We start from the raw sequence: 2,796 nt of genomic DNA, 5'->3' as shown, positions 1-2,796 counted from the left end.
AGATACGTTAGAATCCATGTATTAGAAGCTAGCTAATGGGAGAGGACTTCCATTTACACAAAAAATTTGACACTCCCGTAATCTATGACTCGATTCCAGCATACGCGCTCATCAGGCCTAAATCAAGAATGATTCTAAACTAAGATGAAGTATTCCCCATGCATAGACGATTATCGGCGTTAGTAAATTATTATAATTATTATTTAGAGATTGTGGACGTTTTTCCTTGCACTCTGATTGCCAATGGTATAAACTAAGTTCATAGGATAAATCAGAAGCTGTTAGGTGAGGCTCCTATACGGAAAATGCTACTACTCAGAAACGTCGAGAAACGCCAATGAGTCAACTGGACAGGTCAAAGTAAGGCCTGTTCTAATGTAGCTGTTAGCAATTAACTACGCCGTATAGTGCTAAAACTCAACGATTGGCTAAGATAGTTCACGATTTTTAATTGTGCGCTTAGTCGATCGCGGCTAAGCGCTTTTAATTTGTTCCAGCCGTTACTGTCGACTTTATAGGAGGTGATTGAACATGACAACGCAATTATTAGATGATCCTGGATCGTGTTATAACTCGCCGGTGGGAAAGCCGGAGTCTGTTCACACCTCTTGGTTGACGCTCTGAGGAGAATGGCCACTCTAGCTTTCCCGATCCCGGACCCCGTAGCTTGATGCGGGGGTTCGATTAAGGGACGTTAAACTGAATCAACTGGGCACTCTATTCCAGATGCTGTTGGCGTTGCAACCAACTGTAACTCGTCTGGTCTTCGCGAATTCGTTTGTGCATCCAGTTGGATTCAAACCACTTTTTGAATAACGCAAGCTAGAGTTGCGCCGTTTTTCTCGGCACTATTCCACTACGATGCACTGACGTGCTAGTCAGAATAGCGTTACATGAGTAGCGAGGCTTCACCGTTGGGGGAACCCAGTGGGGAGAAAAGCAAAACGTAACTGACGCCGTTTCATGAGGCTGGTCTTTAAAGTCAACTAGTCGATTTAAGCACACTGATACCAAACCGAACCTGGTTAACAAAACGAATTGTTGGCACCCATGGGCTGATGGGAATCACCCCGCAAGTTGTTCCAATATGCAGTTAGTTGAGCTGGTATTAGGTAACAATACGATTTAGAAAAGAGCTAGTCATTCCAATTAATGGAAGGCTAGCTCTTTTGTATTGGCATAAAAAAATCCCCACCGACATCGGTGAGGACAACTTTTTAAGCCTTAGCTTTTGGTGTTCGAATCTTCTCGAGATACTTCTGACTCTTCTCTTCGCTGAATTCATGTTCAGATTTAGCAATGATGACGGTGGCCAGGGAGTTCCCAACCACGTTAACCGCCGTCCGACCCATATCAACCAGTCGGTCAATCCCGGCAATAAACGTTAATCCACTCATTGGAACACCGATAGTCGAGACCGTCGCCAGTAGGACCACGAATGAGGCCCCTGGCACGCCGGCCATCCCTTTGCTGGTAATCATCAGGACAACTAACAAGGTAATCTGTTGGCCGAGGCTCAGGTGAATGTGATAGGCCTGAGCGAGGAACAATGCAGCCAACGATTGATAGATGGCAGAGCCATCCAAGTTAAACGTATACCCAGTGGGAATAACGAAGGAAACAATCCCCTGGCTTACCCCAAACTTGTCCATCTTGTCGATTAAACGAGGCAAAGTGGCTTCTGAACTGGCCGTTGAGAATGCCAAAACCGCTTCGTCTTTAATCACGTACAACAGATCCCACAGGCGGAACTTGAACATCCGTGCCGCAAGGCCCATAAATACCAAGATAAAGACAATCATGGTCCCATAAGCAAGAACAATAAAGTAACCCAGTGGTGCTAGGGCCGAAATTCCCATTTGCGCAATGGTTACCCCAATCAGGGCACACACACCAATTGGTGCCGTGTGCATAACCCAGTTGGTTACCCGGAACATGACTTGAGAAACGGCGTCCAAGACATCAATGATAACCTGGCCCTGTTTACCAATCGCCGCCGTGCCTAATCCAAAGAAGACGGAGAAGAAGATAACGGGCATCATGTCGCTTTCGCTCAGTGATTTAAAGATGTTGGTTGGGATAATCCCCATCAACGTTGCCCAGATGCCGGAATCCTTAGCAGACTTGGCCGAGGAGACATACTGACTAATATCGGTACTATGTAATTGATGAATATCAATGAAGTCCCCAGGATGGAAGATGTTCCCAACCAACAGCCCCAAAGCAATGGCAATCGTGGTCATAATTTCGAAATACAGGATCGTCTTACCACCGACTCGACCTAGTTGCTTAATATCACCCATGTTTGCAATCCCAACGGTTAAGCAGGAAATAACAATTGGAAGTACAATCATTTGAATCAGACTAATAAACATGGTCCCAATATTTTGCATGGCCGTGATGGCTAGCTTATTTTGATAGAAAACCACTCCCAAGATGATTCCCAGAACTAATCCAATCAAAATTTGCCAGCCCAAGCTCAGGCGGTAACTTCTATACTTTTTCATTTTCCTTCCACCATTCTCTATAGATATGTCTTAAAGACTTCAATTGATTCTCTCATCGTTTTCTCATCATACTTAACTATCATAGCACATTGCCGCTCAAGTACCTAGCACTGCCGACAATTTCACTGGTAAATTCCTTGTTGTAACAATGATTAATCATCTATAAAATTGCCCTGAATACTAAAAAAGGAACCCATCATGGGTTCCTAACGTCGCGTGGCAACGTCCTATCCTCGCAGGGGGCGATCCCCCAACTACTATCGGCGTGCTGAAGCTTAACTTCTGTGTT

The 2,796-nt window shown here is 44.9% G+C and carries 1 protein-coding gene and 1 riboswitch; the gene reads right to left on the bottom strand.

The genetic code is table 11. From position 1 onward, the window contains the following. Nucleotides 1-270 precede the first annotated feature (270 nt). A riboswitch (M-box (ykoK) riboswitch) is annotated at nt 271-436 on the top strand. A 781-nt stretch (nt 437-1,217) separates the two neighbouring features. Beyond that, nucleotides 1,218-2,507 carry a dicarboxylate/amino acid:cation symporter gene (locus tag EKM96_RS10445; RefSeq protein ID WP_125643367.1) on the bottom strand — a complete coding sequence of 430 codons (1,290 nt, stop codon included), beginning with the start codon at nt 2,505-2,507 and terminating at the stop codon, nt 1,218-1,220. Nucleotides 2,508-2,796: the final 289 nt, after the last annotated feature.

The sequence above is a fragment of the Levilactobacillus tangyuanensis genome, from assembly GCF_003946545.1.
GTDB lineage: Bacteria > Bacillota > Bacilli > Lactobacillales > Lactobacillaceae > Levilactobacillus > Levilactobacillus tangyuanensis.
This window is presented reverse-complemented; position numbering and strand designations above follow the sequence as displayed.